General features: G+C 72.8%; 24 protein-coding genes. 8 read left to right on the top strand and 16 right to left on the bottom strand.

Annotated elements, in window-relative coordinates:
• Nucleotides 1-6 precede the first annotated feature (6 nt).
• The 4 genes from ACQPYE_RS21595 to ACQPYE_RS21580 are packed head-to-tail and all read left to right on the top strand — an operon-like array spanning nucleotide 7 to nucleotide 3,399.
• Nucleotides 7-621 carry a 4'-phosphopantetheinyl transferase family protein gene (locus ACQPYE_RS21595; protein WP_498722959.1) on the top strand — a complete coding sequence of 205 codons (615 nt, stop codon included), beginning with the start codon at nucleotides 7-9 and terminating at the stop codon, nucleotides 619-621.
• Nucleotides 615-1,451 carry a hypothetical protein gene (locus ACQPYE_RS21590; RefSeq protein ID WP_498713860.1) on the top strand — a complete coding sequence of 279 codons (837 nt, stop codon included), beginning with the start codon at nucleotides 615-617 and terminating at the stop codon, nucleotides 1,449-1,451. The genes ACQPYE_RS21595 and ACQPYE_RS21590 overlap by 7 nt, the downstream gene beginning before the upstream one ends.
• Complete coding sequence (locus tag ACQPYE_RS21585) at nucleotides 1,448-2,923, top strand: amino acid adenylation domain-containing protein (protein WP_498713858.1); 1,476 nt, start codon at nucleotides 1,448-1,450, stop codon at nucleotides 2,921-2,923. The genes ACQPYE_RS21590 and ACQPYE_RS21585 overlap by 4 nt, the downstream gene beginning before the upstream one ends.
• Nucleotides 2,920-3,399: a flavin reductase family protein gene (locus tag ACQPYE_RS21580; protein ID WP_498713856.1), complete on the top strand. Its 480-nt coding sequence runs from the start codon at nucleotides 2,920-2,922 to the stop codon at nucleotides 3,397-3,399. Before ACQPYE_RS21585 ends, ACQPYE_RS21580 begins: the two co-directional genes overlap by 4 nt.
• Before the next feature lie 199 nt (nucleotides 3,400-3,598).
• Here the strand turns inward: ACQPYE_RS21580 and ACQPYE_RS21575 are convergent, their stop codons facing one another.
• The 7 genes from ACQPYE_RS21575 to ACQPYE_RS21545 form a co-directional block, all read right to left on the bottom strand.
• Entirely contained in the window at nucleotides 3,599-4,504 is a 906-nt protein-coding gene (locus tag ACQPYE_RS21575) for a LysR family transcriptional regulator (protein ID WP_498713854.1), read from the bottom strand.
• 976 nt (nucleotides 4,505-5,480) lie between these two features.
• A complete protein-coding gene (locus ACQPYE_RS21570) occupies nucleotides 5,481-6,629 on the bottom strand; it encodes an LLM class flavin-dependent oxidoreductase (protein WP_498713852.1) in 1,149 nt (382 codons plus the stop codon).
• A 14-nt stretch (nucleotides 6,630-6,643) separates the two neighbouring features.
• A complete protein-coding gene (gene ssuE, locus ACQPYE_RS21565; protein ID WP_498713850.1) occupies nucleotides 6,644-7,192 on the bottom strand; it encodes an NADPH-dependent FMN reductase in 549 nt (182 codons plus the stop codon).
• A 14-nt stretch (nucleotides 7,193-7,206) separates the two neighbouring features.
• On the bottom strand, nucleotides 7,207-8,439 hold the full coding sequence (locus tag ACQPYE_RS21560; protein ID WP_498713849.1) for an SfnB family sulfur acquisition oxidoreductase: 1,233 nt from the start codon (nucleotides 8,437-8,439) through the stop codon (nucleotides 7,207-7,209).
• Between the two features lie 44 nt (nucleotides 8,440-8,483).
• Nucleotides 8,484-9,704, bottom strand: a complete 1,221-nt coding sequence (locus ACQPYE_RS21555) for an acyl-CoA dehydrogenase family protein (protein WP_498713847.1) — start codon at nucleotides 9,702-9,704, stop codon at nucleotides 8,484-8,486.
• Nucleotides 9,701-10,849 carry a dimethylsulfone monooxygenase SfnG gene (gene sfnG, locus ACQPYE_RS21550; RefSeq protein WP_498713845.1) on the bottom strand — a complete coding sequence of 383 codons (1,149 nt, stop codon included), beginning with the start codon at nucleotides 10,847-10,849 and terminating at the stop codon, nucleotides 9,701-9,703. Before sfnG ends, ACQPYE_RS21555 begins: the two co-directional genes overlap by 4 nt.
• Nucleotides 10,850-11,080: 231 nt before the next feature.
• Nucleotides 11,081-11,992: a LysR family transcriptional regulator gene (locus ACQPYE_RS21545; protein ID WP_498713844.1), complete on the bottom strand. Its 912-nt coding sequence runs from the start codon at nucleotides 11,990-11,992 to the stop codon at nucleotides 11,081-11,083.
• Between the two features lie 608 nt (nucleotides 11,993-12,600).
• Here ACQPYE_RS21545 and ACQPYE_RS21540 point away from each other — a divergent pair.
• Nucleotides 12,601-13,260, top strand: coding sequence for an NUDIX hydrolase (locus tag ACQPYE_RS21540; protein ID WP_498713842.1), 660 nt, complete (start codon nucleotides 12,601-12,603; stop codon nucleotides 13,258-13,260).
• Between the two features lie 15 nt (nucleotides 13,261-13,275).
• Here ACQPYE_RS21540 and ACQPYE_RS21535 read toward each other — a convergent pair whose 3' ends face one another.
• The 9 genes from ACQPYE_RS21535 to ACQPYE_RS21495 form a co-directional block, all read right to left on the bottom strand.
• Nucleotides 13,276-13,671 carry a hypothetical protein gene (locus ACQPYE_RS21535; protein WP_498713840.1) on the bottom strand — a complete coding sequence of 132 codons (396 nt, stop codon included), beginning with the start codon at nucleotides 13,669-13,671 and terminating at the stop codon, nucleotides 13,276-13,278.
• Nucleotides 13,671-14,501 (bottom strand): hypothetical protein, encoded by an 831-nt coding sequence (locus ACQPYE_RS21530; RefSeq protein WP_498713839.1) that lies wholly within the window; start codon nucleotides 14,499-14,501, stop codon nucleotides 13,671-13,673. The genes ACQPYE_RS21535 and ACQPYE_RS21530 overlap by 1 nt, the downstream gene beginning before the upstream one ends.
• On the bottom strand, nucleotides 14,498-15,439 hold the full coding sequence (locus ACQPYE_RS21525; RefSeq protein WP_498713838.1) for an endonuclease III domain-containing protein: 942 nt from the start codon (nucleotides 15,437-15,439) through the stop codon (nucleotides 14,498-14,500). Before ACQPYE_RS21525 ends, ACQPYE_RS21530 begins: the two co-directional genes overlap by 4 nt.
• Nucleotides 15,440-15,469: 30 nt before the next feature.
• Nucleotides 15,470-16,867 (bottom strand): FAD-binding protein, encoded by a 1,398-nt coding sequence (locus ACQPYE_RS21520; protein WP_498713836.1) that lies wholly within the window; start codon nucleotides 16,865-16,867, stop codon nucleotides 15,470-15,472.
• Nucleotides 16,864-17,472, bottom strand: a complete 609-nt coding sequence (gene tmk / locus ACQPYE_RS21515) for a dTMP kinase (protein ID WP_498713834.1) — start codon at nucleotides 17,470-17,472, stop codon at nucleotides 16,864-16,866. Before tmk ends, ACQPYE_RS21520 begins: the two co-directional genes overlap by 4 nt.
• Nucleotides 17,465-18,424, bottom strand: coding sequence for a carbohydrate kinase family protein (locus ACQPYE_RS21510; protein ID WP_498713832.1), 960 nt, complete (start codon nucleotides 18,422-18,424; stop codon nucleotides 17,465-17,467). The genes tmk and ACQPYE_RS21510 overlap by 8 nt, the downstream gene beginning before the upstream one ends.
• A complete protein-coding gene (locus tag ACQPYE_RS21505) occupies nucleotides 18,414-19,133 on the bottom strand; it encodes a 7-carboxy-7-deazaguanine synthase QueE (RefSeq protein ID WP_498713831.1) in 720 nt (239 codons plus the stop codon). The genes ACQPYE_RS21510 and ACQPYE_RS21505 overlap by 11 nt, the downstream gene beginning before the upstream one ends.
• Entirely contained in the window at nucleotides 19,130-19,504 is a 375-nt protein-coding gene (locus ACQPYE_RS21500) for a 6-pyruvoyl trahydropterin synthase family protein (protein WP_498713829.1), read from the bottom strand. The genes ACQPYE_RS21505 and ACQPYE_RS21500 overlap by 4 nt, the downstream gene beginning before the upstream one ends.
• Before the next feature lie 408 nt (nucleotides 19,505-19,912).
• Entirely contained in the window at nucleotides 19,913-20,059 is a 147-nt protein-coding gene (locus ACQPYE_RS21495) for a hypothetical protein (RefSeq protein WP_498713827.1), read from the bottom strand.
• Nucleotides 20,060-20,091: 32 nt separating this feature from the next.
• Here ACQPYE_RS21495 and ACQPYE_RS21490 point away from each other — a divergent pair, with 32 nt between their 5' ends.
• From ACQPYE_RS21490 to ACQPYE_RS21480, 3 genes are all read left to right on the top strand, one after another.
• Nucleotides 20,092-20,685 (top strand): hypothetical protein, encoded by a 594-nt coding sequence (locus ACQPYE_RS21490; protein ID WP_498713825.1) that lies wholly within the window; start codon nucleotides 20,092-20,094, stop codon nucleotides 20,683-20,685.
• The gene (locus ACQPYE_RS21485; protein WP_498713823.1) at nucleotides 20,682-21,203 is read left to right on the top strand and encodes an OsmC family protein; all 522 of its coding nucleotides are present in this window, start codon (nucleotides 20,682-20,684) and stop codon (nucleotides 21,201-21,203) included. The genes ACQPYE_RS21490 and ACQPYE_RS21485 overlap by 4 nt, the downstream gene beginning before the upstream one ends.
• Before the next feature lie 187 nt (nucleotides 21,204-21,390).
• Nucleotides 21,391-25,251, top strand: a complete 3,861-nt coding sequence (locus tag ACQPYE_RS21480; RefSeq protein WP_498713820.1) for an nSTAND1 domain-containing NTPase — start codon at nucleotides 21,391-21,393, stop codon at nucleotides 25,249-25,251.
• Nucleotides 25,252-25,301: the final 50 nt, after the last annotated feature.

The raw sequence follows: 25,301 nt of genomic DNA, 5'->3' as shown, positions 1-25,301 counted from the left end.
CCCGTGATGACCGGTGCCGTGGACGTCCGGGTGCACGAGGACGTGTGGGTGCGGGTCGCCGGGGGCCACACCGGTCCGCCGCACCCGGCCGACGCCCGCGCGGCGGTCGGGATGCCGCCGTGGCGGGCGCGGGAGTTCCTCGCGGGCCGCGGCGTCCTGCGGGACCTGCTCGCGGCGGTCGCCCCGTGGGCGCGGGACGCCGAGGTGACCCCTACCGGCGGCGGCAAGCCGGTCCTGGCGGGCGTGCCGGGGGTCGGGGTGAGCGTGTCGCACGACGGCGGCGCGGTCGCGGTGGCCGTGGCGCTGCGCCGTGCCGTGGGCGTCGACCTCCAGCGACCGCCGGTCGAGCTGTCGGCGGGAGTCGTGCGCCGCTGCCTGCGCGAACGGGCGGCCGAGCTGGACCGGCTGCCGGAAACCGAGCGGGCCGTGGAGCTCGCCCGGGTGTGGACGGTGCAGGAGGCGTGCGTCAAGGCCGAGGGCACCGGTCTGGCCGGGCGGCCGTGGGCGATCGACGTCCCGGCGCGCCCGGTCTCCGGCCGGTGGCGGCACTTCCGGTGGGTCGTCCTGCGCGACGTCGTGGACGTGCCGTTGAGCTGCGCGTTCGAGGAGTGGACATGCTGAGCTGCTACACGACCAACCTGATCGACTGCCTGCGCCCGGAACAACCGGACGTCGACCGGCGGTTCGCCGAGGCGGTCACCCTCTCGGTGCGCGTCGACCGGCCGGGCGAGGTGGCGTTCACCCACCACGCGCCGGTGGACCCGCGGCTGGGCTACCGGTCGGCCGAGGACTGGCCCGGCGCGGCGGCGGGCCTGCGCGAGGAACTGGCCGACGTCGGGCGCGCCCTGGCCGTGGCCAACACCCGGAACCTGCCGTGGGCGCCGCCGGCCGACCAGGACGTGCCGCACTGGGTGCTGGTGACCGACCACGACGACGGGCGCTGGCTGGTCGTCGACGGCTTCGAGGCGCTGCTGCCGCACGGCGAGCAGCGCCCCTACCGGGGCTGGTTCGACGACGACGCGCTGCGGGAGCTGCTCGCGCCGCTGCCGCCGCTGCGCCCCGAGGTGCACAACCGCGACGTGCACGCGCTCGGCGTGCCGGTCGCGGTGCCGGCGCCGGGCCGCTACCGGTGGCTGTCCCGGCGGGACGTCCCGCCACCGCTGCCCCCGGCCGGCCAGTGGGTGACGGGCACCGAACCCGCCCTGCGGCACCTGGTCGAGCACGTCGTCGGCGATCCGGCGGTGCTGGGCCGCCACGCCGAGGACCTGTGGGCGGCCGGCCGGCACCACCAGTTCAAGCACGCCGACGACCCGGTGGCGGTGGCGGCGTGGGCGGAGCTGCCCAAGGCGGTGCGCTTCGCGGTGCAGTCCGCCGAGCGCGGGCGCCCCCGCCCGGCCCTGGTGGTCCGGGCCTTCGAGGAAGTCATCGCGGTGGAGAGGCGGAACGGATGAGCAGGACGTTGTACGAGTGGTTCGCGGCGTCGGCCGCCAGGTACGGCGACCACGTCGCGCTGGAGGTCGGCGACGAGCGGCTGACCTACGCCGAGCTGGCGGAGCTGGCCGACCGGATCGCCGCGGGGCTGGCGCGCGGCCCGCACGCGCGGGTCGGCCTGCTGGCCGCGCGCAGCACCCTGACCTACGCCGGTTACCTGGCGGTGCAGCGGCTGGGCAGCACGGTGGTGCCCCTCAACCCGGAGTTCCCGGCCGCCCGCAACGACACCATCGCCGCGTCCGCCCGGCTGGACCGGGTGCTGCGCGAGGGCGACGAGGCGCCCGCGTCGGCCGAGGGCCTCCGGCCGCGCACGCCGGAGCCGGACGACCTGGCCTACGTGCTGTTCACCTCCGGCTCGACCGGCACGCCCAAGGGCGTCCCGATCCGGCACCGCAACGCGTCGGCCTACCTGGAGCACGTGATCCCCCGGTACGAGGTCGGACCCGGCAGCCGCGTGTCGCAGACCTTCGACACCACCTTCGACGTCTCGGTCTTCGACATGTTCGTCGCCTGGGGTTCCGGCGCGACCCTGGTGGTGCCCACGCGCAACGAGGTGCTGGCGCCGGTCAGGTTCGTCAACGCCAGGCGGATCACGCACTGGTGCTCGGTGCCGTCGGTGATCTCCTTCGCCCAGCGGCTGCGGGCGCTCAAGCCGGGCAGCATGCCGACCCTGCGCTGGAGCCTGTTCGCCGGCGAGGCGCTGACCCTGCCGCAGGCCGAGGCGTGGCGGGCGGCGGCCCCCGGCAGCCGGGTGGAGAACTTCTACGGGCCCACCGAGCTGACGATCACCTGCACCGAGTACACGTTGCCCGTCGACCCGGCCGACTGGCCGCGACCGGCGAACGGCACGGTGCCGATCGGCACGGCGTACCCGCACCTGGAGCACGTCGTGCTGGACGAGCACGGCCGCCCCGCCGACGAGGGCGAGCTGTGCCTGCGCGGGCCGCAGCGGTTCCCCGGCTACCTCGACCCGGCCGAGAACGCCGGGCGGTTCCTGTCGTTCGACGGCGGGGTGGCGGTCGGCTACGACGGCGCCGGGCCGTTGACCGAGGAGCACTGGTACCGCACCGGTGACCGGGTCCGCCGGGAGGACGGCCTGCTGGTGCACCTGGGCCGGCTCGACCACCAGGTGAAGGTGCGCGGGTACCGGATCGAGCTGGGCGAGGTGGAGGCCGCGCTGCGCGACCAGCCGGGCGTGCTGGGCGCGGTCGTGGTGGCGGTGCCCGGTGGTGACGGCGAACTCGACCTGGAGGCGGTGTGCACCGGGGGCGACCTGGACGAGGAGGCGCTGCTGACCGCCTTGCGCGAACGGCTGCCCGGCTACATGGTGCCGCGGGGCGTGACCGTCCTGGACGAGCTGCCGCTCAACCGGAACGGCAAGACCGACCGCAACGCGCTGTTCGCGCTGCTGAGCGAGCGGGTGGCCCGGTGACGTCGGTCGAGGTGGTCGACGCGGAGGCCTTCCGGCGGGCCATGGCCCAACTGCCGACGTTCGTCACCGTGGTCACCACGCGCAGCCCCGGGGGACCGGTGGGGTGCACGGCGAACGCGGTGCTGTCGTTGTCGCTGGAGCCGTCGAGCGTGGTGGTGTCGCTGCACAGCGGCAGCCGGACGTTGGCGCACATCCGCGCCGCGGGCGCGTTCGCGGTCAACGCGCTGGCGTGGGAGCAGCGGGAGCTGTGCCGGCGGTTCGCCGTGGGCGACCCGGCCCGCCGGTTCGACGGGGTGCGGCACGTGCTGCGCGGCGACGTGCCCGTGCTGCCCGACGCGGTCGCGAGCGTCGGCTGCGTGATCGAGGACGCCTTGGAGGTGCACGACCACACGCTGGTGATCGGCCGGGTCGTCTGGTCGGCCAGCGGGGAGCACCCGGCGCTCGTGCTGCGGGCAGGGGAGCAGCACCGGTGCTGAGCGCCGGTGCGAGGACGGCGGTCGCGGTCCGGGGGTCCCGCAGCGGGGAGGACCTCCGGACCGGCGGGGCTGCTGGGGCGCGCGACGTGCCGCCACGCCGGTCACGAGGTCTCCGGTGCCGGGTTCGCCTGGTCGCGGACCCGTTCACCGGAGACCTCACCGCGTTCCGGCCGCCGTCGGGCACCCACTCGGCCACCGACTAAGCGGGCTCGGCCACCTGTTCGCTCACCACCCGCGTCGCGGCCGCGGTCAGCGCGTCGAGGGCGGCGTTCGGCGTGCGACCGCGCCGGCAGGCCAGTTGCGTGTAGACGGGGAACGGGAAGGACCACGGCAAGCAGTGCAGCCTGCCCTCGCCGATCTCCGACCGCACGGTGACCGAGGGCAGCAGCGCGACGCCCAGGCCGGACGCCGCGGCCCGCTTGGCCACGTCGACGGAGTCGAGCGCCAGCACCGACGAGCGGTGCTCCGCCCCGGTCAGGTCGAGCAGCTGGACCAGCCGGTCGTGGTAGGCGCCCCCGCTCTCCGCCTTGATCAGGGTCGCGCCGCGCAGGTCGGCGTCGGTGACGGTCGACCGGCGGGCCAGCGGGTGGTGGGGGCCCGTGACCAGGACCAGCGGCTCCTCGCACAGCACCGTGATGTCGAGCTCGTCCCGGTGCTCGACCTCGTCGGTGAAGAACGCGCAGTCGAGGGTGCCGTCGCGCACCGCCGCCAGGTTGCCCGGCGTGTCGCGGGAGCGCAGCGACAGCCGGATTTCCGGGTGCCGCCAGTGGACGTACTCCACCAGGGGGAACAACCGGTACTCGGTGAGACTCTGGGTGGTGCCGATGAGCACGTTGCCCTTGGGCTCGTCGTCCACCGAATTCACTTTTAACGCTTTGTCCGTGAGCTTGATGATGTCGGCGGCGAGGGGAAGTAGTTCGGCGCCGGCCCGGGTCAGCTGTATGCCCTGGCGCAACCGTCGGAACACCTGGGCGCCGAGCACGTCTTCGAGCGTTTTGATCCTCGCGGTGACCGTGGGCTGCGAACATTTGAGCAGTTCGGCGGCCTTCGTGAAGCTGCCCGTCTGCGCGACGGTGGTGAAGGCGAGAAGATGACGGGTCTCCAACGATTCCTCCAATGCACGGTGGAGCGAGTCGGCACCCGGCGTCCCCCCGCTCGTGCCGGATCCGACCGCCCACGTCCACCCAGTAGCACGTCCACCCAGTAGTACGACCCGTGCTCGATCGCACAGGTCTGCGGCCTGCCCTCGTGCGGGACGGGCACTTCAGCCCGTGGTCGTGGCTCTCCCCCGAGGAGGCCCGCCCACCTCGCCGACAACCGCCGGGCGCCCTCCCGCCCCGGTTCGGCCCGGTGCCCGAGATTGTCGGCGCCGGCTCGCGGGAAACCTTTCGGTCTCATCGCGCGACGCCATGAGGGGTAGTGGGATCACGGAATCAGCTCAACCCGCGGAGCGCGCGGCCGCGGCGGTCCGGAAACGGATTGCCCCCAAGTCGTCAACGTGACCAGCTCTCCCCGGATGAGCGCCTTCAACGACTGGGCTCACAATGCCACAAATCAATGAAAAATGCAGTTTCACCGACCGTCACGGCGGGTTGCTCCATCCGATGTGTAATCACGACTTCCGTCATGCGGCGTTTACGCCTCGGTGATGCGCCGCCGGTTGTCGCGGGCCGGTGCCGACCCGTATGGTGCAACTTGCGCCGGGTCGCGAACGTCATCGGGTTTGCACCCCGTAAGGTGTGACGTGCGTCACTTTATCTTGCGGATGATCTAGGGAATCCCTGGACGTTCCGCCACCGGCGGTCTCCCCGCCGGCATCCGCTCCCGCCGGCGCGCAGGGCCTTCGGCAACGCGGCGCACCCGACCACCCGGCACAACGCCGGAAACGCCGCCGGCTGCCCGCGGAGGCGGAGCTGCCGACGGCGTTGCGAGCAGGGCATCGTCATAGGAGGTCGACCCGCACGCCGAGCCCGGTACACGTGGCCGTCGAGGTGGTCCGCACCGGCACCTTCAGGTGTCCTGTGTGGACGCGATCCAGCCGATGACTGCCGGGCGGGCCGGTGGAGGGCCGGCCCGCGGGGTCACCGGGAAGGTGCGAACGGGATCCCGGCCGGCGCCGTCTCCGGTGGTGCGACCGGGTGGTTCCACAACCCCTTGGCGCGCAGCAGCGGCAGCACGCCCTCGCCGAACCAGTACGCCTCCTCCAGGTGCGGGTGGCCGGACAGCACGAACTCGTCGATGCCCAGCGCGTGGTACTCCTCGATCCGCTCGGCCACCTCGACGTGGCTGCCCACCAGGGCGGTGCCCGCACCGCCCCGGACCAGGCCGACGCCCGCCCACAGGTTGGGCGACACCTCCAGCCGGTCGGTGCGCCCGCCGTGCAGCTCGCGCATCCGCCGCTGGCCGACCGACCCGCTGCGCGCCAGGCCGTCCTGCACCGAGGCGATGACCCGCGGGTCCAGCGCGGCCAGCAGCCGGTCGGCCTCGGCCCACGCCTGCGCGGAGGTGTCGCGGCTGATCACGTGCAGCCGGATGCCGAACCGGAGCGCACGGCCGGCCGCCGCCGCCTCGGCCCGCACCCAGGCGACCTTCTCCGCCACCTGTGCCGGCGGCTCGCCCCAGGTCAGGTACACGTCGACCTGGCGGGCGGCGACCCGGCCGGCGGCGGGGGAGGACCCGCCGAAGTAGATGTCCGGCACCGGGTCGGGCACCCGCGACAAGGCCGCGTCGACCACTTGGACGTGCTTGCCGTCCAGGGTGACGCGCTCGCCGCGCCACAAGGCGCGGGTCACCGTCAGGAACTCGTCGGTGCGCTCGTAGCGCTCGTCCTTGCCGAGGTGGTCGCCGTACGCGCGCTGCTCGCGGTCCTCGCCGCCGGTCACCACGTTGAGCAGCAGCCTGCCCCTGGAGTGCCGCTGGAACGTGGCCGCCATCTGCGCCGCCAGCGTGGGGGACACCAGACCGGGCCGGAACGCCACCAGGAACTTGAGGCGTTCCGACTCGCGCGCCACCATCGCGGTGGTGAGCCAGGCGTCCTCGCACCACGCGCCGGTGGGGGTGAGCGCGCCGACGAAGCCCAGCTGCTCGGCGGCGCGGGCGATCTCGGCGAGGTAGGAGATGGTGGCCGGCCGGTCGCCACCGGCCGCGGTGATGTCGGTGCCGTGGCCACCGCCGACGAGGTAGCGGCTGTCCCCGTACGTCGGCAGGAACCAGTGGAACGTCAGGGTCATGACGACCTTCCGGGTCAGGAGGAGGGCACGAGCGAACGGGCGCGCACGGCGGCGGAGAACGCGTCCACCACCGGGTAGAACTGGCCCGCGGCGTCGGGGTGCAGCCGCACGTCGTCGTCCAGCGCCTCGACGTGCCGGTCCAGCACGAACCAGCCCGGCACGACGTGGTCCGCGCCCAGCGAGGACAGCACCGGCCGCAACGCGTAGTCGATCGCGAGCACGTGGGCGCTGCTGCCGCCGGTCACGAGCGGCAGCACCACCTTGCCCTTCAACGCGAACTGCGGCAGCAGGTCGAGCAGCAGCTTGAGCAGCCCGCTGTAGGCGGCCTTGAACACCGGGGACGCCACCACGACCCCGTCGGCCTCGGCGACGGCCGACACGACGGCGGCGATGGCGGGGTCGGTGGCGTCGCCGAGTTGCAGCGGACGGGCCGGCAGGTCGCGCACCCGGACGGTGTCGGCGGTGTGGCCGTCGACGCGCAGCCGGGCGGCGACGTGCTCGGCCAGCGCCGCGGTGCGCGAGGTGGCCGACGGGCTGCCGGACAGGACGAGGATCGAGGACAAGGCGGGCCTCCGGTTCAGATCAGGCCGTGCCGGGGCGGCGGCGCCCCGGTCAACGCGTAGCGGCCGATGTGCTGGACCTTCCAGCGCACCGGGTCGTGCAACGTGTGGGTGCGGGCGTTGCGCCAGTGGCGGTGCAGGTTGAGCCGGTCCAGCGCGGACCGGGTGCCCGACACCTCGAACAGCGCGCTCGTCACGTCGACGGCCGTCCGGTCGGCGAACGCCTTCGCGGTGGCGACGGCGATGGACGCCGAGGCCGCGTGCTCGGCCGGCGACGCCTCCGGCCCGCCCTCGGCGAACCGCGCCGCCGCGTCGTCGACCGCCCGGCCGGCCTCGGCGAGCAGCGCCTCCGCCGCGCGCACCGAGATCTCCAGCTCGCCGAACCGCTGCACGGTCAGCGGGTCGTCCTCGGCCCGGTCGACACCGGCCTCGAACCACGGCCTGCTCCTGGTCCGGACGAACGCCGCCGCCTCGGTCAACGCGCCACGCGCGATGCCCACGTCGATGGCGGCGTGCAGGACCTGCGCCTGCGCGCCGTAGAGCTGCGGGCCGGTGAACGTCAGGTGGTGCGGCACGACCCGGTCGGCGGGCACCCGCACGCCGTCCAGGCGCACCGAGCCGCTCGCCGTGGTGCGCTGCCCCATGCCGTCCCAGTCGTCCACCACGGTCAGCCCCGGCGCGTCGGCCGGCACGTAGGCGACCACGACCCGGTCGTCGGCGTCCCGGGCGAGCACCGGGATCCAGTGGGCGAACAACGCACCCGTCGAGTAGTGCTTGAGCCCGTCGAGCACGAACCCGCCGTCGGGGTGGGGCAGCAGCCGCGTCCGGTGCTCCTGGACGTTCCTGGTGCCCGCCTCGGACTGCGCGTTGCCGAACCGCCTGCCCGCGAGCACCTCGGCGAAGAAGAACCGCCGCTGCTCCGGCGTGCCCTGGTGGCGCAGCACGTTCACGTAGACGACGTGGCTCTGCGGGATCTGGGCGATGTTCGGGTCGGCGGTCGCGAGCCGCCGGAACACCTCCGCGACGACGGCCGTGCCGACGTCCGCGCCTCCGTGCTCGCGCGGCACGGTGATGCCGAGCAGGCCGCTCGCCGACAGCTCGGCCAGCTCCCCGGTGGGCAGCAGCCGGTGCGCGTCGCGCTCGGCCGCGCGTTCGGCGAACCGGGCGGCCAGCCGGTCGGCCGCCGCGAGCGCCTCGGCCCCGTCACGGATCACCGCGGTCGCGCGTGGTGATCCGACCAGTCCGGTCATGGCGTCCTCCGGTGTGGTGACGGGGGCCGAGGCCCGGCGGTCGGTCAGGTGTACCAGGTGGGCTCGGGCACCTCGCCGAGCAGCGCGTACCGCCCGACCTCCACCCGCTTGTACGCCACCGGGTCGTGCAGGCTGTGCGTGCGGATGTTGCGCCAGAAGATGTCCAGGCCGACGGAGTTCGCGCTCGCCCTGGCCCCGGTCACCTCGAACACCTTCGTGCCGATCTCCAGGCCGGTGTCGACGGCCCGCTGCTTGGCCGCCGCGATGAGCACGGCCGCGTGGCCGCGTTCCTCCGGGGTCACCGCGTCGGCGTGCGCGTTGATCCGCTCGATCGCCTCGGCGGCCCGTTCCGCGAGGGCTTCCGCGGCCCACAGCTTCGCCTGGAGGTCGCCGTAGGTGTCGAGGACGTAGAACTCCTCGGTCGCGGACTCCTTGTTGTCGCCGCCGTAGGGCCACGGCCGGGTCCGGTCGCGGGTGTACGCGGTCGCCGTGCTCAGCGCGCCGCGGGCGATGCCGAGGTAGAAGTTGGTGAACACCAACTGGATCAGCGGCACGTTGAGCGTGTTGTAGGTCCTGGGCCGGAACTCCTTGTCGACGTACCCCGCGGCCTGCGCCCACGGCACCCGCACGTCGCGGATCTCGACGCTGCCGCTCTCGGTGAGCCGCTGGCCGAGGTTGTCCCAGTCGTCGTTGAAGACGATCCCCTCCTGGGCGGACGGCACGATCGCGAAGATGTGCTTGTCCGTCCCGGCCAGGACGCCCTCCAGCACCGTGACGTCGGAGACCTTGCCGCCGGTGGAGAACGACTTGCGGCCGTTGAACACCAGCTCGTCGCCGTCCTCGGTGATGACGAGGTCGTTGTCCCTCGGGTTCACCGCGCCGCCGTAGAACCAGCGCTCGCGGGTCGCCTGCTCTTCCACGGCCGCGATCTGCTCCGGCGTGCCGACCAACCGCGCCGCCCACGCCCACAGGTAGTGGTAGCCGATGAGCTGGCCGATCGAGCCGTCGCCCGAGGCGATCTCGCGGATCACCCGGTAAGCGGTGGTCCAGTCCTGCCCGCCGCCGCCGTGCTCGGCCGGACCGAGCAGCGTCACCAGCCCGGCGTCCTTGAGCAGTCCGATCTCGGCGTGCGGGGTCTTGCCCGCGCGGTCGCGCTCGACGGCGTCGGAGGCCAGGATCGCGGCGACCTCGGCCGCCCGCGCGACCCAGTCGGCGGAGTCCGCGGGCTTCCCGGCCCAGTCGGTGGTGTTCTCGGTGGTGGTCATCGGGTCACTCCCACGGGTTCCGGGGTGCCGGCGCCGGTGGCCAGGTCGGCCTCCAGCTCGCGGACGATGGGCAGCACGTGACGGCCGAAGTACTCGACCTCTTCCAGGTAGTGCAGGAAACCGAGCAGCAGCAGGTCCACCCCGCGCCGCTTGTACTCGACGATCCGGTGCGCGATCTGCTCGGGGGTGCCGATGAGCTTGCTGCGGAACCCGTCGTTGTACTGCACGAGGTCCTCGAAGCCCGAGTCCGCCCACATGCCCTTGCGGTCCGGCGCGGAACCGCCCGCCTGCCGGACCGCGTCCCGGAACCCGTGCACGGCCTCGACATCGGCCTTCGCCACGATCTCGCGGAGCGTGTCGCGCGCCTCCGCCTCGGTGTCGCGGGCGATGAGGAAGGCGTTGAGCCCGAACCGGACGGTCCGCCCGTGGGCCGACGCGGTGCGGTCCACCTCGGCGATCTGCTCGCTGATCCCCTCGAAGTCCTTGCCGTTGCTGAAGTACCAGTCCGAGACCCGGCCCGCCATGGCGCGGGCCGCCGTGGAGTTGCCGCCCTGGAAGATCTCCGGGTGCGGCCGGCCCGGCGCGGTCAGCGGCTTCGGCTTGAGGTCGTACCCGCGCAGCCGGTAGAAGTCGCCCGCGAACTGCGCGTCGTCCTCGGTCCAGCTCGCGCGCAGGACCCGGATGAACTCCTCGGACCGGCGGTACCGCTCGTCGTGCTCCAACCAGGGTTCGCCCAGCGCGGTGAACTCGCCCTTGAACCACCCGCTCACCACGTTGACCGCGGCACGGCCGCCGGAGAGGTGGTCGGCGGTGGCGATCAGCTTCGCCAGCACCGCGGGGTGCCACAGCCCGGGGTGGACGGCGGCGATCACCTTGAGCCGCTGGGTGGCCAGCAGCAGCGCGAGGCTGAAGCTGGTGGACTCCTGCTGGTACGCGGCGCCGTAGCTGGCCATGTACCGCACCTGGGACAGGGCGTACTCGAACCCGTTGTCCTCGGCGAGGACCGCGAGCCTGCGGTTGTAGTCGTAGGTCCAGTCGGTGCGCTGCTCGATCGTGCTCGTCACGAGACCGCCGCTGACGTTCGGCACCCAGTAGGCGAACTTCAGCGGCTCTCGACTGATTTCCGTGCGGCTTTCTGTGGACACGGCGAAAACTCCCAGGAATGGGGGAAGAAGAAAAGGGCGGCTGGATCGACGCTGGTCAGCGCGGACAACCTTGGCCGGCGATTCGCACGAAATCCACATGCCGCCGCCGGGTCAGGTCCCAGCGATCGGTCGACATGGAAAAAAGTCTAGGCACGCTCGCGGTGATCGGTCCATTCGCCATCGCCGAGGGGGCGATAGGGTTTCCCTTCCACCGCGCCAGGTGCGTCGCGCTCATGCGGCGCGCTCCCCGAACTCCTTGGCACGCTTGACGAACAGCTGGTGCAGCTCGCGCGCCGGCCGCGTCGTCGAGCCCGCCCGGCGGCGCTGCGCGACCAGCAGGACGTCCACCTGACGGGACGCCAGCGGTCGCCAGGTGATCGTCCCGGCGCGTTCGAGCGGGTCGCCGACGACGCTGAAGTCCGGCAGCACGGTGACGCCCAACCCCTCGGCGACCATCAGCTTGCCCATCTCGGCGCCGTCGGTGGAGCACGAGAACGACGGGGTGCGCCCGTCGAGCAGCCGGTGCAGGTAGCGGTGCATGACGTACCCGGACCGCATCACGATCAGCGGCTCGCGCAGCAGGTCGGACACCTCGATCGCGGACCGGGCGGCCAGCGGGCTGTCCGCCCGCAGGCACACCACCGGCTGCCCGCGCAGCAGTTCGGTCGTGTCGAAGTCCGGCGGTGGGTCGTCGCCGCGCAGGTAGTTCACCAGCCCGATGTCCAGGCTGCCCTCCAGCAGCGACCGGTGGATCTCGGCCTCACGCGCGTCCACCACCTCGACGCGGGTCGCCGGGTGGGTCTCGCGGAACTCCCGGATGGTGGGGATCACCAGCCCGACGGTCGCCGCGTTGACCGTGCCCACGCGCAGCACCCGGTTGCTGTGGTGCTGGTCGTCGGCGGCCCGGCGGAGCTGGTCCACGGCTTCGAGCACCCCGGCGATGTAGGGCAGCAGCTCGCGGCCCTCGTCGCTGATGCGCGCGCCGGACCGCCTGCGGTCCAGGATGTTGACGCCCAGCTCGCGCTCCAGGTTGCGCACCGTCTCGCTCAACGCGGGCTGCGACAGGTGCAGCTCCTCCGCGACCCGGCGCAGCGAGCCGAGCCGGGTGACCGCCTGGATGTACTCGAGCTGCTCGATCCGCACGTCGCCACCCCTCCCGAAGCGCCCGACCCATCGGACCGGGCGGCCGGACCGATGTCAACGACGCCCATCATCTGGTCACCTTCTCCGATCGGGTGATACGCAGGCGGTGCGGCACCGGCTCGAAGCCGCCCGGTCCGGCGAAGGATCACGGTTGCTGATGGGTGCACCTCCACATTTCCGAGCTGTGCGGAGTCGTTGACCGCCATGGCATTCCGGCCGTGACCGCCACGATCTCCGCACCGGAGCCGCACGCCCGGAACGCCGTCGCCCGACTGCCCGACGTCCGCCGGCGGCTGGGCGACCGCGCGGCGCGGCAGGCCGACGCCGGCCTGCCGACACCCCGCGCGAGCGGTTCGCCGCGCTGGGCGTGCGGCCGGGCGACGAGGTCGCGGTGTACCGACTCCGTGCGACCAGGTGATCGAACGACTGCCGGGCAGGCGAGACCATGGGCCACCGTGGGTCCGAAGCTGCGGTTCCCGCTCGCACCACGGGCTGTCGAGTCGTGATGCGACCGGCCGGCAGTCGGGACGGTCATCGACCATGCGCATTCTTTCCCGACGGGAATAGATTTCGGACCAATGGTCCCCGTCGGTCGCTTTGTGTGATCGGTGGTTACTCGTTCGTGTTGCACCTCGGGTAGTAGCGTGCGTCGAGTCCGAATCCGTTGCCGCGTTGCGGTGTGGTGTGGTGCACATCGGGTGATTCTGCGATACCGCCACATCGGAGATTCGCCGGTGAAGGGAGTGCCGTTGAGCAGCGATCCGAAAGTGACGACCGGTGCGTTGGTGGTGGTTCCGGGTCCTGGTGGGACCATTACGTTCGTCCGCCAGGAACGCGGGCCCTACGCGGGGTGCTGGTTGTTGCCCGGTGGCAAGGTCGAGTTCGGGGAGAGCCTGTTGGACGCGGCACGCCGGGAGGCGGCCGAGGAGTCCGGGTGCGTGGTCGGCGACCTGACCGGCGTCGGCTTGTACGAGATGCGCGGTGCGTGGTCGGACGGCCGGTACCACTTCGTCATGTACGTGTTCCGGGCCGAAGCCGCGGTGGCGGTGCCCACCGGCTTCTCCGGCCACCACGTCAGCGACGTGCGACAGGCGCGGTGGACCGACCTCGCCCCGCATCCGACGGACATGCAGATCCTCAACGACGCCGGTGTGGCGGACTACCCGCAGAGCCGCATCGACGCCGAGCTGGCCCGCGACGGCATCACCATGACCTGTCACCGCAGCGTTTCCGGCCGGGCCGAGGTCGGTGCGCTGATCGGCCGGTGACGCCGCGGGCGTCGTTCACCGGGGCGGGTCGGGTGCCCACACCACGCCCGCGCCGAGGATGGCGTCCTCCAGCACCGCACAGCGCAACGACCGGTCGCGCCCGTACCGCTCCAGGATCGCTTCGGCGGCCAGCAACGCGAGCTGTTCGCAGCTGAGCCCACCGAAGTCCGCGATGGCGAGGTCGCCGGGCGCGACCGGCCGTTCGGCGAACCCCGGCATCAGGTCCGCGAGCCATCGGGTCGCGGCGTTGATCTCGATCTCGCGATCGTCGTGGAACACCTCGACATCGGCCTCGACGGTGAAGAGGTGGCGGTGCGACGCGCGCAGGTAGCCCTCGGGGCCGGGCGCGTCGGTCCAGTGGTGAAGGCCTTCGAAGCTGGTGGTCACGCGGATGAACCGGGTGAACGGCATCAGGTCCTCCTCGCGGCGGCGGGGTGTGGTGGCAGTCCGGCCGCCTGCCGCAGGCGGGCGACGTGCCGGCGGGCGGTCCTGATCCCGTCGTCGCCCAGCCGGGTCGACTCGAGGTCGGGCCTGGTGGCCGCCTCGCGGTCCGCCCTCCCGGTGCAAGGGTCGACGTCGATGCCCTCGACTGCGTACCAGTAGGCGAATGAGGAGTCGTTGCTGCGCACTGCGGCGTCGTGGCCGCGACGGCGGTGCTCGGACAGCTCCCACGGCAGCGAGCGGTCGCCGCCGAGCAGGTGCAGTGGCGGAGGAGCCGCGTGATCGAGCAGGTGCTCGACGCAGGCCAGCCGCGATTCGGCGACCGGTGCGGCGAAGCACACCGGCACGGACAGCTTGCTCAACCCGATGAGGTCGATCCCCGGCAGGTCGACCAGCCTGTGGTAGCAGTCGAGCCACTCCTGCCGGGTAGTGCCCTGCGGCACGCCCATCAGCAGCGGACGTGGCCGGCTGTCCCGGTCGAGCGCCTCGGCGACGAAACGGCGGGTGGACGTGACCGTGGCGCGCCCGTCGAACGGGAAGTCCTGGCACACCAACACGGTGGCCCCGATTCGCGATGCCGCGTCCAGGACCGGCCGTGCGGCCAGCCCACCGCCGGTGTGCGCCAGCTCGTAGGCGCTGTTGTCCAGGAACACGGTGACGCCGGCCAGCGAGCGGTCGCGGTAGAAGCGCTCATACGCGGGGTGGCGCAGGACCAGGTGGGTCAGCGCCATGTCGATGCTGCCCGAGGCGGAAATCGGGTCCAGGTGCGGTACGGCGGCGATGATCGCGAGGTCGATCACGTCGTCTCCGGGAGCGCGGCGGCGAGGGCGAACCGGCACTGGTGGCGCAAGAAGCACCGGGTGCAGGCGGGTGCCGTCTTGCCGCAGACGTCCCGGCCGAGCAGCAGGAACAGGAAGTGCGCGGGGGCGAGGTCGGGGCCGTAGCCCAGCAGCGTGCCGATCAGCGCTTCGCGGGTGCTCTTGTTGTTGGCCCCTTGGTGCCGGGCCAAGCCGAGGCGGTCGACCACGCGGAACAGGTGGGTGTCCACCGGCAAGGTGGTGGTGCCGCCGGTGGCGTACACCAGCACGCAGGCGGCGGTCTTGTGCGCGACGCCGGGGAAGGACTCCAGGTAGGCCAGTGCTTCGGGGCCGGGTGCGTCCACGACGCGAGCGCGGAAGGCGTCCTCGCCTTGGTCGGCGATCCGGCCGGCGGTCTCCAGGAGCCTGGGCGCCTTGTAGGGGCCGGTGGAGCGGATCAGCTCGCGCAGCTCGTCCAGCCCCAGTTCGAGCAGGGTGTGGGGGGTGACGCCGCGACAACGGGCGTCGAGCCGCGGGTAGACCCTGCGGACGATCTCGCCGGTGCGGTTCTGGCTCAGGATGGTCAGCACGAGGGCTTCGAAGGGCGGCGAGTGCATGATGACCACGTTGCGGTAGCGCTGGTGCAGCGCGGACAGGATGGGGTGGGCGTCGAGGACGAGATCACCGATCGTGCGGGTGAACGTGCGCCGCAGCAGGCCGTGCAGCAGCGCGGCGGTCCGGTCGTCGGGTGCGTCGTGGTCGAAGCGCAGCGCCCGGTCGCCTTCTGCGACGTCGACCGTGACCGCGTGGCCGTCCAACCGGTAGACGCGCCGGAACCGGTCGTCGGTAAGCGGTGCCCAGGCCAGCGCGGGGACCTGGATGTCCATGGTGCCGACCAGGTCGGGTTGGACGGGGAAGGGCAACACCAGTGACGGGGGCACGGGTCGTTCTCCTCGACGGTCGTGGTGGGGTCAGTCGGTGCGGGTGGCGCGCACGCGGGCGGCGATCGTCCGCGCGGCGACGATCCCGGTCAGGGCGGCCGCGGCGAGGCTGGCGGTGTGGCCTGCGGCGTTGCCCACGACGAACAGGTCACGGACCTCGCTCTCCCAGGTCCGGAGGTCCAGCGGGACCTGGTAGTGGTAGTACTTGATCTCGGGCGCGTAGATCAGCGCGTCCGAGGCCAACACCGGTGGCAACACCCTGCCGAGAGCGGTGAGGTAGCCGGCGAACGCATCGCCCACGGGGCGGGGCAGCAGTTCGCGCAGCGGACCGGGCCTGGTCTTCGGATTGCCGACGTCCATCCCCAGCGCCGGGCCGGTGGGGACGTCGGGCAGGAACGCCGACAGCGCCTGACGAACCGGGTAGCCGTCCGCCGCCGCGTTGACCTCGCGGGCGATCCGGCGGACGTGGTCCTTGGGATCGGGCACGCCCGACGGGTCGATCGTGGCCAGGATCGCGAGGTTGGACCGGCCGCTGCGCCGGTCGAGGTAGGAGTGGCCGTTGACGCCCCGCACGCCCAGCGGCCGGTGGTACTCGTTGACGACGTAGCCTTCCCCGTTCACGCAGAAGCTTCGCACGGTCATGCCCTCGGCGCGGGTGATCTTGAAGTCGTAGAAGTCGCGGACCAGCGGCGCCAGCACCGCCGCCGTGGTCTCCAGCCGGATGCCGATGTCGGCCGGGCCGGTCCGCAGCCCGATGCCCGCGGCGCGCAGCTGCTCCTCCAGCCACGGGGTGCCGACCAGCCCGGTTGCCAGGACCACCGCGCCCGCCCGCACGGCCCACGTGCGCGTCCGGTCACGCAGCACCGCACCGGCCGCCCGGCCGTCGGTGACGGTCAGCTCGACTGCCTCCACACCGGTCAGGACGCTGACGCCGCGGGCCTGCACGGCGGCGGAGTGACGGGCGCCGAACAGGCGCACCCCGTCGGAGCCGAGGTGCAGCAGCGGGTAGGACTCGAACCGCAGTTCCGGGTCGGTCCGCACGGAACCGCGGGCGGGTCCGTGCGCCACACCGGTCGGGACCAGCTCGGTGATCGTGCGCTCCACGTCGGCCAGCAGCGCTTCCTGCTCACTGCTGAACAGGGTTCGGCCGTGGGTGCCGCGGGTCGCCGACAGGGTGATCTTGCCGTCGGAGAAGGACCCGGCTCCGCCTTCACCTTCCAGCACGTCGCAGAGCTTGCAGGCGCACAGGCCACCCTCCGGGCAGGTCCGGCCGGTCATCGGCTTCCCCTTGTCGACGACCACGACGTCGGTTATCCCGGCGCGGCTGAGGTGGTCGGCGGCGAACAACCCGGCCGGCCCGGACCCGATGATCAGCACCGAGCACGCCTCCGGTCGGGCGGACCGGTTCGGGCTCGCCGGGCCGCTCATCGGATCGCGCACAGACCAGTCAGCGCACGACGTGCGTCGGCGAGCACCGCGTCGGGCAGTTGCGAGGCATCCACCCGCACCACGGTGGCCGACTCCGTGGCGGCGACGAGCGCGAGGCAGGTCTCGTAGGCGTCCGTCAACCGGTTGGTGAACCCGGGTTGCTCCCAGTACCCGTCGGGCCCGCGCGTGCGCCGTCCGGCTGCCAGCCGGGGGTCGAGGTCGAGGTAGAGGTAGGCGTCGGGCTTGACCACCTGGTGGTTGAGCAGCTGGTAGAAGGCCGGGTCGATGCCGTCCGCCGTGTGGTAGGCCAGCCCGGACAGGTAGTAGCGGTCGGCCAGCACGACCGTGCCGGACCGCCGCAGGTGTTGCAACCTGGACTGCTGGTCGTGGCGGTCGGCGCTGGACAGCAACGCCAGGGCGGTGGCCGTCGTGTCCGCGGCGCGGCTGACCGCGCGGAAGAACCCGCCGATCCGGTCCATCCCCGGTTCCTTGTGCAGCTCGACCGCCATGCCCTCGGCCCGCAACTCGCCGGCCAGCGCCGCGGCCAACGTGGTCTTGCCACTGGCGTCGATGCCCTCCAAAGCGACGAACAACGAGTCACACACGGTCGGACTCCCTTCTCGCCGTGCCGGCGATGACCGAGGCCCGCCGGCGCACCTCGTCCCGGCCGGCCGCCATGAGCCCGGTCGGCCCGATGCCCTCCACCGTGATCGACGCCACGGCCGCGCCGATCACGGCCGCCCACCACAGGTCCACACCCGTCGCGTGCGCGGCGAGCAGCGCGCCGGCGAAGCTCTCACCGGCACCGGTCGGGTCCACCGCGGTCGTGCGGTAGGGCGGTACGGGCAGCACCGATCCCGGGCCCACCACGGCGGCGCCGTCCGAACCGAAGGTGACGACCACCGCACCGGCCCGGTGTTCGGAGATCCACCGCAGCGCGTCGGTCGCGGTGCGTTGCCCGGACAGCAGCACCGCTTCCTCGGCGTTGCACACCAGGACGTCCACCGCCGACCACAAGCGGCAGATCAGGGCAGGCGCGGCGGTGATCCGGGCACCGAACACCGTGGCCGACAGGATCACCCCGGCACAGCGGCGATCCTCGCGGACCCCCTCGCACAGGGCAAGCTGCGTGGCCGGTGGTCCGGTCGGGCACAGGTGGACGCCGGCCGCACCCGCGTAGGAGTCGGGGATGTCGCGGTAGGTGAGCAGTTCCTCGGCTGCGGCGCCGTCGAGCACGTACCGGGTGTGGCCGTCGTCGGAGTGCGTGATCTCGAAGTGCAGCTCGCGTCCGGGTACGCGGACCAGTCCGGAGATGTCGAGCCGGTCGCGCAGTGCGGCGGCGGGCGCGTCGTCCAGGCTGTCGGAGTACAACCCGACCAATCCCACCCGCGCGCCGGTGGCCGCCGCGCCGAGTGCGGCGTAGGTGCCGGCTCCACCCACGGTGTCCACCGCCTGCTTGCCGTACAGGTGCAGGCGATCCGACGACACCCCGCCGACGGCGACCACGTCCGGGCGGGCGCCGGTCACGGCGCTGACGAGTGCGGTGTCAGCGGCCACGATCGTCCTCCCACAGCAGCACGTGCAGCCGGGAGGTGAGGTTCCACCCACGTGCGAGCACCGGCTCGGCCAGCTCCCGCAGGCCCCGCAGCACCGCCGCGCTGGTGGAGCCTTCCGGCATCACCCAGACAGGCGACAGGTCGAACTCGTCGGCCAGGGAGGCGACCTCGTCCAGGCCGGCCGGATCGACGACGAACTTGAAGACCGCCTTGCCGCAGGCGGCGAACGCGCGCAGCGCCTCGGGCACGATGCGCCGTCGACGGGTCATCCCCGCGCCGAAAGCCGACAGCTTCGGTGACACGGTGAACCGGCTCACGGCCGCCATCAGTGCCGGCAGGGGGACGAAGGTGCCGTTGGTCTCGACCTCGACCCGGCGGTGGTCGTCGGCGAGCCGGCGGACCAGTGGCACCAGCGCGGCCTGCTGGATCAGCGGCTCTCCGCCGGTGAGGACCACCAGTTCGGCGTCCTGGCCGCGTACCCACTCGAGCACCTCGGCCGTCGACGCCCGCCGACTTCCCGCGCGCAGGTCGTACCGCGTGGTGTCCCACGTCTCCGGGGTGTCGCAGCGCCGGCAGCGCAGGTTGCACAGCACCATCCTCACGAACACCGCGCGTCGACCCGCCGACGGCCCTTCACCCTGGAAGGTCGGCCCGAACGTGCCGTGGGGGTGGACCAGCCGCAGTGTCGCGGTGTCGCCGGAGGTCGTCACCGGGGCACCTCGTACTCGGCCCAGCTCGTCGGCGACTCGCAGACCCGCACGGCCGTCAGCCGGCCGGGGATGCCCGGTTCGACGTGCGCCACGAACCAGTCCGCGAGGTGACGGGCCAACAGTTCGCTGGTCGGCTCCACGGGCACCACGTCGTTGAGCAGGCGGTGGTCCCACTCGTCGTCGAGGTACCGCCGAAGTGGCGCGAGTTCGCCGAAATCGGTGACGAAACCCGGCTCGACCAACGTCGTGCGCTCCAGCACGACGGTGACGGTGTAGGAATGCCCGTGCAGCCGTGCGCACTTGTGCCCGTCGGGTAAGCCCGACAGTCGATGAGCTGCGTCGAAGGCGAACGTCTTGCCGATGCGGAACATCGGTTGCTCCCGAGCGAGGGGTGCCACCTGCCAAGATCGACGCCACAGGGTTTCGGTGGTGGTCGGTGGCACGCACCAGTCGTGCGGACGTGGTCAATTCTGCCCGGGAATGAGCCGGCCACAAGGCATCGGTGGTACAAAGACCCCGATCGGGTCATTGTGGAGTAGCAGTTCTGCGGAAACCGACAATGGGGATTCGGCTGTTCGCCGCAGATTCCAGGAGAAGGTGACTGCGCAAGATGGACATCGACGATCGCGAAACCCGTTCGGCGCGGTGGCCGGCTACCGGTCCGGACTGCGCGGACTTCCGGACCGGTAGGGGCCATTGTCCACGTGGTCGGTGTTTCTCAAATGACGCGGAACACGCCCCGCGCCGGCCGGTGGATCCGCGGTTCTCCGGCGCCTGTCTCACCGGGGTGTCGGGCTCGACGTCACCGTGTTCGGGAGTTGCCGGCACAGTCGGATCACCGGGTCCAGGCCCAGCGTCGGCGATCCGAGCGTCACGACCTGCCACAGCAGTGACCCGGCGGACGGCTTGTCGCCGTTGAGCGCCACGAGGGGATGCGAGGTCCAGTCGCGTCTGCAGCGTGGTGGGGCGGGACGACTACAACAACCCGTGCGGCAACCCGCCGCGACGCGCCTGCACCGGCATCGGGGACATGCTGTCGCGTAGCTCGGTCAACGGTCCGGGCGGTCTGCACTCCCGCTGGGTCGTCCCGGCCACCGCGGGCGGGTCGATGGGCGCTCGGCACGTGCTCCGCAACAAGATCAAGCTCGGCATCGTCGGCGAGCGCAACGTGCTGCGCTTGTCCGGGGAGGCGCGGGCCGAGTCCGGGCTGGTCGTCGCCGAGGTGACCGCACGCACCGTCCAGCCGGGGGCGAACGGCCCCCGGCTCGGGCGACCTGTCGCCGCCTGCGACATCCGGACCGACCCGTTCCGCGGCGGCGGGTACCAGAACTACACGGTCGAGGTGGTGGACCGGATGGGGGCGGACTCGTTCACGCCGGACGCGGGCGTGCTGGTGACCAAGCGTTGCCATTGCGCCGTGCGAACAGGCCGATACCAGGATCCGGCGCGGTTGTCGCGGTCTCCCACAGTGCGGCACAGGGCGCGGTGCGGGCGCGGAGGCGGCATTCTGACCGGGCGTTCGTGTTGGCAGAGCCGGGGAGACAAGCGATGACCGTCGAAGTGCAGCAACCCTTGAACAACGTCGACATCGAGTCGGTCGGGAACCTCGTCGCCGCGGTCCAGGCCGACCCGGCCAAGGCGAAGACCACGTGGGCCGCGCACGTCGGGTGGCGAGGTGGCTTCCGGTCGGAGGCGCGGGTGCGCGGGTTCGACCCGGTGCCGTCGGACGAGCCGTCGGCGCTGGGCGGCACGGACACCGCGCCGAACCCCGTCGAGCAGCTGCTGGGCGCGCTGGGCAACTGCCTCGCCGTCGGATACGCGGCGAACGCCACCGTCGCCGGGATCCGGATCGACAACCTGACCATCGACGTCAAGGGCGACATCGACCTGACGGTGTTCCTCGGCCTGGCCGAAGGCCACGCGGGCTTCGACACCATCACCGCCACGGTCCGGATCGACTCCACCGCCCCACGCCAGGACATCGAGGCGCTGCACGCCAAGGTCACCGGCTCCTCCCCGGTCGGCCACACGCTCGGCAGCGCCGTCCCGGTGACCGTCAACCTCGCCTGACCCCTCGAACCGGCGCGGTGGTCGCCGAGCCGGCCGCCGTAGCCGCGGACCGCCGGTTCCGGCCTGTCCACTGTGGCGCGTCCGTTCGGGGGCACGGGACTGCCGGCGTCGAGGTCAGCCGGAGTGCCTGCCGTTCGGTCGGCGGTGGTCCGTAACGTTCCACCACGCCCGGGTCGATCATGTGGGTGTGGCCGCCGGTGATCGGATCGGACCCGCGCTGGTCCGGGTGCGCGGGTCGCAGGGGTCCGTGATCGGGACCGGTTTCCTGATCGCCCCGACCCTCGTGATCACCTGCGCCCACGTCGTCGGTGATCCCGACAGCCCGGTCGAGCTCGACTTCCCGTTGCTGCCGGGCCGCCCTTCGGCGCTGGGCGAGGTGGTGCGCTGGGAGCCGGTCGCCGGGGACGAGACCGGTGACGTCGCGGTCCTGCGGGTGCGGGCGCCGGAAGGGGCCGTGCCCGCGCCCTCCGCGCCGGACCGGGACGTGTGGGGGCACGGGGTGCGGGTGTTCGGCTTCCCCCGCGGTTTCCCCGACGGTCGGTGGCTGACCGGCACGATGCGGACCCGGCAGGGCACCGGCTGGTTGCAGGTCGAGCTGGAGGGGCCGGCCAGTCCCGGCTTCAGCGGCGCGCCGGTCTGGGACGAGGACGCCGGTGGTGTCGTCGGGATGCTCGTGGCGGGCACCAAGGGCGGCACGGCGTTCGTCCTGCCCGGCGAGGACCTGGGCGACGAGTGGGTGCGCGACGCCGCCAACCCGTTCCGGGGGCTGGCGGCCTTCCAGGAGCGGGACGCCCCGTTCTTCCACGGCCGCGCGGCGGACGGCAAGCGGCTGTACGGGCACGTCCGCGAGCACGCGCTGGTGCTGGTCGCCGGTTCCTCGGGCAGCGGGAAGTCCTCGCTGGTCCGGGCCGGGCTGCTGCCGGCGGCGCGGGCGGACGGCGTCCGGATCTCGGTGCTGGAGCGCACTCCCGGCGCCACCGCCGGGGCGATGTTCGCCGACCTCGTCGCCGGGCTCGCCGCCGACACCGCGGCGGACGGGCCGGCGCTGGTGTTCGTCGACCAGTTCGAGGAGGTCGTCGCCGAGGACCCCGCCTCGGCCCGCGAGCTGCTCGGCCTGGTCATCGGCTTGATCAGCGCGGGGACCGGTGTCCGGGCGGTGCTGACGGTCCGTTCCGACTCGCTGGACGACCTGCTCACCGCCGAGTCCGTCGAACTGGTCGAGCACGGCGTCCTGTTCGTCGGCTCCCTGGGCGCGGACGCCCTGCGCGACGCGATCACCGGACCCGTCGCCACCGCGGGCGGCACGGCGTTCGAGGACGGCCTGGTGGAGCGGATCGTCGTCGACGCCGGCCTCGAACCAGGCCGCCTGCCCCTGGTCGAGTTCGCGCTCACCGAGCTGTGGCGACGGCGGCGGGGCGGCCTGCTGACGCACGCGGCCTACGACGGGATCGGGCGGGTGGCCGGCGCGCTGACCGACCACGCCGACAAGGCGCTGTGGCACCGGGTCGGCGACCAGGTGGGCGCGCGCCGCATCCTGACCCGGCTGGTCCACCCCGAGGAGTTCACCCGCCGCCGGATCGAGGTGGCCGAGGTCGGTGACCGCGCCCTGCTCGCCCGGCTCACCGCCTCCCGCCTGGTGGTCGTCAGCGAGGGCGGCACGGTGGTCGAGCTGGCCCACCAGGCGCTGATCGACCGGTGGGAGCGCCTGCGCGACTGGCTCGTGGCCGACCGCGACTTCCTGCTGTGGCGGGCCGAACTGGACCAGCGCCGCACCCAGTGGGAGGACGCGGGCCGCGACCGGAAGAGCCTGCTGGCCGGGGTCGCGCTCGCGCGGGCGATCGAGTGGCGGCGGCAGCGACCGCGCGAGCTGTCCGCCGCCGACACCGACTTCATCCTCCGCGGCCGCCGTCGCGCACGCCGTGAAGTGTGGCGGTGGCGGACGTTCACCGCCGTGGCCGTCGTGCTGGCGCTGGTCGCCGTCGTGCTGGCGAAGGTCGCGCTCGACCAGCGCGACGACGCCAACGCCGGGCGCATGGCGCAGGAGTCGCAGCGGTTGGCCGCGCGGGACCCGGTGACCGCTCTCCAACTGGCGGTCGGGGCGTGGCACGAGAGCCCCGGCAACCGCGATGCCCACGCCGCGCTGCTCACCGCCCGGCTCGCGTGGACGTCGGCCGAGTCGTTCCGCTTCGGGGAGACCTCCCTCGCCCGGTCTGCCGCGAACGGTTCGGTGACGGCCGTGGTGCGGGGTCCCGGGCAGGTCGAGGTGCGGACGGCGTCGGACACCTGGCAGGTGCCGGCCCGCGCGGAGTCCGTCGAGCTGAGTCCCGACGGCACGACGCTCGCGGTGGTCGACACCTCCGGCGCGGTGCAGCTGTGGGACGTCGTGCGCCGGACGGGTCCGGTCGCCCTGGAACGGCCGGCCGCCACCGAGGTCGTGTCCGTCGCGTTCGACGCTACCGGCACCACGCTGACCGGCCTGGTCGAGATCGACTTCGCCACGCGCTGGCCGGTGGTGTGGGACACCGGGACCACCCGCGTGGTGTGGCGGTCACCCGGTACCCGGGCCAGGTCCGCGGTGGCGTTGCCCGAGCGCGGATCGGTCCTCGTCGACGACCACACAGTGCAGGAAGTGGCTCTCGCGACCCACGCGGTCGTGACCGAGTTCGGTCCCGGCACGAGGATCCTCGGCAACGGCGAGGCGGTCGCCCGCTGCGAGGCCCACCGGCTGGTGCTGCGGCTGACCGGGACCGGTGAGGAACGCGGGTCCGGGTTCTCCTGCGGCCAGGAGAACCAGTGGCGGACCGACGCGAGCGGCGAGTTCGTCATGGCGGCGGTTCCGGCCGACGAGGGCACGCTGGGCTCGGTGATCCGGTACCTGCACTGGCGCAGCGGCAAGGTGTTCACCGTGCGCGCGACCATCCAGGACGACCTGTTCATGGGCACGGGCCAGAGCAACGTCCTCGCCTCGGACCGGTGGCTCACCCCGACCGGCAGCCTCTCGCCGGACGGCACGTTCCGGGTCGAGCTGGCGGACCGGTCCCGCTCGGCGGTCCTGCGCGCCGACCGGCCCGACTTCGACCTCCCGCGCGACATCGCGCGCGAGCACGCGCCGAACGGCGTTTCGTGGCTGGGGATCGGGAAGCAGGAGGTGGTCCTCGTGCACGACGGCGAGGTCACGGCGCGCACGACGATTCCCACCGGCGAGTACGCCAAGTCGCTTCGGGGCTCCGTGACCTTCACCGAAGACGGGCACTGGGTCGTCGTGGCCGCCCCCGACCGACTCGTGGTGCACCGCGCGACCGACCTCGCGCAGGTCCGCACGATGCCGCTGCCGGCCGCTGTCGACAACGCGTCCGTCACGGCGGTGTCCGGGGCGGAGGTGGCCGTGCTGCGCGAAGGCGTCATCACGCGGTGGCGCGCCGACACCGGGGAACCGGTCGGCAGGCCACTGGAGCTGGCCTCGACGCCGCTGCTGCCGGAGGATGACCGCGCCAGGGGTGGCGCGATGCGCGCGCGTCCGGGACACCCGCACCAGTTCGTGGTCGCCTTGGGGCTCGCGGCCGGGGTGGTGGACCTGGACACCGGGACGGTGTCGGGCGTGATCGCGATAGCCGGCGCGGTCGTCGAGGAGAGGCTCTACGTGCACCCGACGGGCTCGCCGGCGGTGGCCGCGGCCGTGGGGGACGAGGTGGTCCTGTGGGACCTCGACACCGGCCAGGTGTCCAGGGTGTCGTCCACGGCGACGGTGGTGCTCGGGTCGGCCGGCGTCAACCACGTGCTGCGCGGACGGTCGGTCGTCCAGGTCTGGCGGTCCGACGGCATGGTCGCCTCCCTGGACCTGCCGCCGGACACCTGGGGCGAGGTCCTGCGCGACGGCAGGCTCGACCTCATCACCGCCGCCGACGGCGGGCAGACGTCGGTGTCGCTGCCCGTCGAGCCGGAGCGCCTGTTCCGCGAGCTGTGCGACCTGGCGGACCGGCCGTACACCGACCACGAGAAGACCCTCCTGCCGGCCGGGGCCGACGACGGGCCGCCCTGCCGGGGGTAGCCGACCCGCCCCCGCGAGCCTGCGGCCGGAAGACCTCCTACGTTCTCCTG

Origin of the sequence: Actinosynnema sp. CA-299493 (genome assembly GCF_050946825.1) — a bacterium.
Classification (GTDB): Bacteria; Actinomycetota; Actinomycetes; order Mycobacteriales; family Pseudonocardiaceae; genus Actinosynnema.
This window is presented reverse-complemented; position numbering and strand designations above follow the sequence as displayed.

What these genes read in the sequence shown, in the direction of transcription:
- ACQPYE_RS21595 (WP_498722959.1), top strand. Translation starts at nt 7, where the DNA reads ATGACCGGTGCCGTGGACGTCCGGGTGCACGAGGACGTGTGGGTGCGG.
- ACQPYE_RS21590 (WP_498713860.1), top strand. Translation starts at nt 615, where the DNA reads ATGCTGAGCTGCTACACGACCAACCTGATCGACTGCCTGCGCCCGGAA.
- ACQPYE_RS21585 (WP_498713858.1), top strand. Translation starts at nt 1,448, where the DNA reads ATGAGCAGGACGTTGTACGAGTGGTTCGCGGCGTCGGCCGCCAGGTAC.
- ACQPYE_RS21570 (WP_498713852.1), bottom strand. Translation starts at nt 6,629, where the DNA reads ATGACCCTGACGTTCCACTGGTTCCTGCCGACGTACGGGGACAGCCGC.
- ACQPYE_RS21560 (WP_498713849.1), bottom strand. Translation starts at nt 8,439, where the DNA reads ATGACCGGACTGGTCGGATCACCACGCGCGACCGCGGTGATCCGTGAC.
- ACQPYE_RS21555 (WP_498713847.1), bottom strand. Translation starts at nt 9,704, where the DNA reads ATGACCACCACCGAGAACACCACCGACTGGGCCGGGAAGCCCGCGGAC.
- ACQPYE_RS21535 (WP_498713840.1), bottom strand. Translation starts at nt 13,671, where the DNA reads ATGCCGTTCACCCGGTTCATCCGCGTGACCACCAGCTTCGAAGGCCTT.
- ACQPYE_RS21520 (WP_498713836.1), bottom strand. Translation starts at nt 16,867, where the DNA reads ATGAGCGGCCCGGCGAGCCCGAACCGGTCCGCCCGACCGGAGGCGTGC.
- ACQPYE_RS21500 (WP_498713829.1), bottom strand. Translation starts at nt 19,504, where the DNA reads ATGTTCCGCATCGGCAAGACGTTCGCCTTCGACGCAGCTCATCGACTG.
- ACQPYE_RS21485 (WP_498713823.1), top strand. Translation starts at nt 20,682, where the DNA reads ATGACCGTCGAAGTGCAGCAACCCTTGAACAACGTCGACATCGAGTCG.